The organism is Roseovarius sp., from assembly GCF_018066915.1.
In the GTDB taxonomy this organism is placed as follows: domain Bacteria; phylum Pseudomonadota; class Alphaproteobacteria; order Rhodobacterales; family Rhodobacteraceae; genus Roseovarius.
In genome coordinates this window covers 1-5,080 of sequence record NZ_JAGPVV010000050.1, presented here as the reverse complement: position 1 = coordinate 5,080, position 5,080 = coordinate 1, and the positions used below count along the sequence as shown (strand labels likewise).

The 5,080-nt window shown below is 58.8% G+C and carries 6 protein-coding genes; 4 read left to right on the top strand and 2 right to left on the bottom strand.

Annotation, left to right across the window (positions count from 1 at the left end; translation table 11 throughout):
- Window positions 1-480, bottom strand: a 480-nt coding sequence (locus KBT70_RS03055) for a chloramphenicol acetyltransferase (protein ID WP_296628642.1), incomplete at its 3' end; no start/stop codon positions are given.
- Between the two features lie 297 nt (window positions 481-777).
- Entirely contained in the window at window positions 778-1,632 is an 855-nt protein-coding gene (locus KBT70_RS03050; RefSeq protein ID WP_296628640.1) for a MurR/RpiR family transcriptional regulator, read from the bottom strand.
- Between the two features lie 181 nt (window positions 1,633-1,813).
- On the opposite strand from KBT70_RS03050, the gene KBT70_RS03045 reads away from it, so the two are divergent.
- The 4 genes from KBT70_RS03045 (at window position 1,814) to KBT70_RS03030 (ending at window position 5,076) form a co-directional block, all read left to right on the top strand.
- Window positions 1,814-2,623: a transporter substrate-binding domain-containing protein gene (locus tag KBT70_RS03045; RefSeq protein WP_296628638.1), complete on the top strand. Its 810-nt coding sequence runs from the start codon at window positions 1,814-1,816 to the stop codon at window positions 2,621-2,623.
- 79 nt (window positions 2,624-2,702) lie between these two features.
- Window positions 2,703-3,446, top strand: a complete 744-nt coding sequence (locus KBT70_RS03040; RefSeq protein WP_296628636.1) for an amino acid ABC transporter permease — start codon at window positions 2,703-2,705, stop codon at window positions 3,444-3,446.
- Between the two features lie 2 nt (window positions 3,447-3,448).
- Window positions 3,449-4,318, top strand: coding sequence for an amino acid ABC transporter permease (locus tag KBT70_RS03035; protein ID WP_296628634.1), 870 nt, complete (start codon window positions 3,449-3,451; stop codon window positions 4,316-4,318).
- 11 nt (window positions 4,319-4,329) lie between these two features.
- Complete coding sequence (locus KBT70_RS03030) at window positions 4,330-5,076, top strand: amino acid ABC transporter ATP-binding protein (RefSeq protein ID WP_296628632.1); 747 nt, start codon at window positions 4,330-4,332, stop codon at window positions 5,074-5,076.
- Window positions 5,077-5,080: the final 4 nt, after the last annotated feature.

Sequence of the window (5,080 nt, the reverse complement as noted above, 5' to 3'; positions counted from 1 at the left end):
GCGCAGCGGTTGGGCGGGCACGCCCGCGACGATCGTATAGGGGGCCACGTCATGCGTGACCACGGCGCCCGCAGCAATCACCGCGCCATGGCCCACGGTGATTTCGGGCTTTACCTGCGCATTATGGCCAATCCATGTGTCATGGCCGATCCGCGCCACGCGGGCGCGGCGTTTGTCGAACCAATGCGCATCGTCAGGCGCGTCTGGCCAATAGCTGGCCGAGCGATAGAGAAAGTGGTGCAGGCTGGCGCGGTCGAGCGGGTGATCGGTGGCCCCGATCCGCACAAAGCTTGCGATATTGGCGAATTTGCCGATTTCGGCATTGGCGAGGTCACAGGACCGGTCGCAATAGGAATAATCCCCCATCGCCACATGCGCGAGGCGACTGCCGCGCCCGACCTCTGTATAGATGCCGAATTCGCAATCGGTGATCTCGCAATCAGGGTGAATCAGGGCCTTGTCGGCCTGCAATCGGGGCATGGTGCGCTCCATCAGGGTTTCGGGCCTCCGGCGGGAGTGTTGGCAAGCGAGAAGGTTAACATTTTTCGATGTGATGTCCTGGAGTTTGCACCACGACGGCCGCCTGCTTGGCGTCGGAGATTGCCGCGAGATGCAGCAGTAATGGCGTTAAAAGTGTAAAACTTTTATAAAACTGTGGTGAACACAGGAAAATGCCCTGTCGCACCCCCTCAGGGGCGGGGTCGTCCACCAAAATTTGTGATCCGCTCTGAAGGCAGGGACGCAGAGACTAAGCCTTATCGAAGGGCGCGACATGCTCTATTCATCGAGATAAGCCCCGCTTGCGCGTCGGATCTCATCCAACTGTTGCAGCCTATGGCGCGAGGCGTCACCGCTGGCTGCGGCGCAGGCCGCCAACAGGATTTCCGCGACAAGTTGCACGGCGATGGCTGAGGGAAAGTAATGCGGACTGGCTGTTGGGGACAGAAAGATGCCATTGGCATAGGGGGCCAATGGCGAACTGGGTCTGTCGGTGATGGCATAGACCGATGCACCGGCGCGACGGGCATATTGCATCGCGTCAATCGTCTGCACGCAATAGGGCGCTATGCCGAGCGCCAGCACCGTATCATGCTCGGAGATTGTCGAAATCCGCTCGCTGGCGGCCACGGTCCCAGCTGGCAGCGTGACCAGATCGGGCAGGGCAAGCCGCCCGGTGGCCTCGATCATCCCGGCGGCCCAGTACATAGACCCCGCGCCAATCACATAGGTGCGCCCGCTGCGACGGACGGCGGCAACAAAGGCCGCAACCTCCTTTGGGTCAAGATGCGCGGCAACCTCTGCGATATTATTCTGGGCGGCCTCTGTCATGTGATTGATCAGTTTTGACAGCGAGTCGCTCTGAAAGGTGCTGCGCAGCGCATCAACCCGCGCCCCAAAGCCGCGCCCCATCAACAGTTTCTGAAAGTCCTGTCGAAGCCCATCATAGCCCTCGTATCCCATGTGCTGCGCCAGTCGCTGCATGGTCGGCGCGGCCACGCCGCAGGCCTGAGCCACGGAGCGCATGGACTCCACCGCGATCCGGTCCGGGTTGTCCAGCGCATAACGGGCCGCAACGGCCAACTTGCGAGGCAGGGTTGGCAACGCTTGGGTTATCTTTTCGTCGATTTTCATAACCGCGACACCTTGTGCTGAGGCACCGTCAGTGTCATGCGGAGATCACATCAGCGCAAGTGTAATTTTTTACGCGAAAAAGTAACAAATGGTATTTTTTTCTGGACTCGTAAGAGCCAAGACCTCATCAATTCCCAAGCAGCACGGACGACGTGTTGGCACCAGACAACAGGAGAGTGGAATGAGGACGTTAATCAAAGCTGCACTGACCGCCGTTGTGGCCACCTTGACCAGCACCGCCGCCATGGCCGATGCGCTGCAAGATATCAAGGATGCGGGAAAGATCGTCGTTGGCGTCAAGCAGGACTACAAGCCATGGGGTTATCTGACCTCGGATGGCCAACTGCAGGGCCTTGAGATCGACTTGGCCAAGGACGTCGCTGAGCGGCTGGGGGTCGAGGTCGAACTGGTTCCGGTGGTCGCGTCCAACCGCATGGAATTCCTGCAACAAGGGCGGATCAACCTGATCATCGCGACGATGGGGGACAACCCACAGCGGCGTGAGGTGATCGGCATGATCGAGCCCAACTACTATGCCGGCGGCACCAATGTTCTGGCCCCCAAGGCTGCGGGGCTCAAAAATTGGGAGGACCTGAAGGGCGCGGACGTCTGCGCGCTGCAAGGCTCTTATTACAACAAGCGGGTCACGCAACTCTATGGCCCCAATCTGGTCGCTTTTGCGGGCATCCCAGAGGCGACTGCGGCGCTCTTGAACGGAAGCTGCATCGCCTTTCTCTACGACAATACGTGGATCGAATCGCAACTGGCCTCTGACGCGCAATGGGCCGAATTTGAAATGCCCTTCCCGACCGAAGACCCGCAGGCCTGGTCCATCGCCGTCCCGCTGGAGGAACTCGACCAGCCCTATGGTAAATTGATGAGCGAGATCGTCACGGATTGGCACAAATCCGGCTATCTGATCGAACGGAACGCGGCAAACGGCATCGCGCCGAGCCCGTTCCTTCAGGCAGAGCATGACAGGTTGAAATAACCCGTCCTTGCTGACCTGCCCGGCAGCGCACGCCTCTGCCGGGCATCTCTTTGCGCTGCGTCAGAGGTGATCCGAGCCGATGGACTTTGCTAACACATTTATCGACTGGCTGCGCCCCGACTGGTTCTTGAACCTTGCCGTGGTCAGCGACGATTACAATCGCGGTCGCTATGTCGCGGGTCTCTGGATGACGATCAAGCTGTCGGTTGTGTCGATCTTTTTGTCGCTCATCGTCGGGGTTCTGGGGGCTGCTGTCCAAGGTGCGCCGTCACGGACATTGCGGGTGGCGGTCGGGATTTTTGTTGCGTTCTTTCGCAACACACCGCCATTGGTTCAGCTCTATTTCTTTTACTTTGCTATCGGCACGGTGCTCCGGATCACTGGCGACAATGGTCTGCCGCAGCCTTTGATCAGCAATTTCGGCTGGGCCATCATTTCGCTCTCGCTGTTCGCTGGCGCGTTGAACGTGGAAATCTTTCGCGCGGGGGTCGAGGCGGTGCCGCGCTCGACCGTCGAGGCCGCCGAAGCCCTGGGCTACACGCGCCTGCAAATCTATACCGATATCGTGCTGCCGCTGGCGGTGCGCGTCTCTTTGCCGGCGCTCGGGACAAATCTGGTCAACCTGGTAAAGACCACTACGCTGGCCTACGCGATTGCTGTGCCGGAACTGCTCTATGTCTCGGCGCAAATCTGGTCCGAGGATCTGAACGTGCGCGAGATGATGAACGTTCTGCTGGTGTCCTACGTGGGTCTGGTCGCCATTCTGGTCTGGGTTCTGCATCGCTGGGAAAAGGCGCTGCGCATCCCCGGATATGGAGAATGACCATGTATTCCCCCCATCTGAAACCCAAGGTTCGCGGCCATATGCCGGTGATGCTGCCCCTGCGCCTGCGCGCCGATAGTTTGCCGCTTGCGGATCGGCTCTTCAATCTCTGGACGCTTACGGCGCTTGTGCTGGCCTTGGCCGTCGTGCTGATCGGTCCTGCCTTTGCCCAGCTTGCAACGCCGGACGAACGCACGACCCTCACGATCCTGTTGGAATGGACCCCCACCTTGGCCAAAGGGTTTGGCTTTAATGTCCTGATTTCGGTTCTGTCGATGTTGATCGGGACGGTCATGGGGGTGTTTCTGGGGGTTCTACAGGTGTCGCAGACCCGCCCGATACGGCAGGCTGCATGGCTCGTCACACAGTTCTTTCGCAACTCGCCTTGGCTTGTCCTTCTGTTCTATTGCATCCTGCTTATCCCATTCCAGTTCGAGATATTCGGCGTGAATATCCCGTTCCCCGGCTGGATCAAGGCTGTGATTGGTCTGTCGTTGCCGGTCATGGCGTATACGTCGGAGTTCATGCGGGGCGCGATCCTGTCTATCCCGACGGGACAATGGGAATCTGCTGAATCCTTGGGGTTCAGCCGCCGAATGACCCTGACGAACATCATTCTTCCACAGACCGTCAAGCGCGTGCTGCCGTCCTGGATGAATCTCTACGCGGTCCTGACGATGGCGACGCCGCTGGTGTCTATCATCGGGGTTGATGATGTCATGGCCTTGACCCGCGCGGCGCTGAGTGCTGAGGGGCGCGCTGATCTCTTGATCCCGATGTACCTTTATATTCTGTCCTGGTTCTTTCTCTATTGCTATCCGATCAGCTCTTTGACGCGTGTTCTGGAACGAAAATACTCGGTGAAACTATGAGCGAGGCCCTTATGACCTGGACCCCCCAACAGCCAATCGTGTCGTTAAAAGACGTGCACAAGTCCTTTGGCTCTGTCGAAGTGCTCAGAGGTATCTCGCTTGACGTGATGAAAGGCGAGGTGATTTGCATCATCGGGCCGTCGGGTTCGGGCAAGTCGACCCTGATCCGCTGCATCAATGCGCTGAACGACATTCAGGCGGGTTCGATCACCGTGGAGGGATTGGAGGTCAACGACCCAAAGCTGGACAAACTCGCCCTGCGACGAAAGGTCGGGATGGTGTTCCAGCAATACAACCTGTTCCCGCACAAGACAGCCTTGCAAAACGTGATGATGGCACCCATCAAGGTGCTCAATCAAGACCGCGCCGAGGTGGAAAAGCGCGCGCGCGCCCTGATTGCCAAGGTCCGTCTGAACGGCAAGGAAGACGCCTACCCCGGCGAGTTGTCCGGGGGCCAACAACAGCGCGTTGCAATCGCACGCTCGCTGGCCATGAACCCCGACGTGATGCTGTTTGACGAGGTGACAGCAGCCCTTGACCCCGAGACCGTCAAAGAGGTTCTGATGACGATCAAGGACCTTGCGGCGGATGGCATGACCTGCATCCTCGTCACGCATGAAATGGGCTTTGCCCGCGAGATCGCAGATTGCATTTACTTCACGGATCGCGGGGTGATCGTAGAGTCCGGTCCGCCCGCGACCTTCTTTGACAACGCTCAAGACCCCCGCACCCAGCAATTCCTTGCTCAAATCCTGTAGGCGC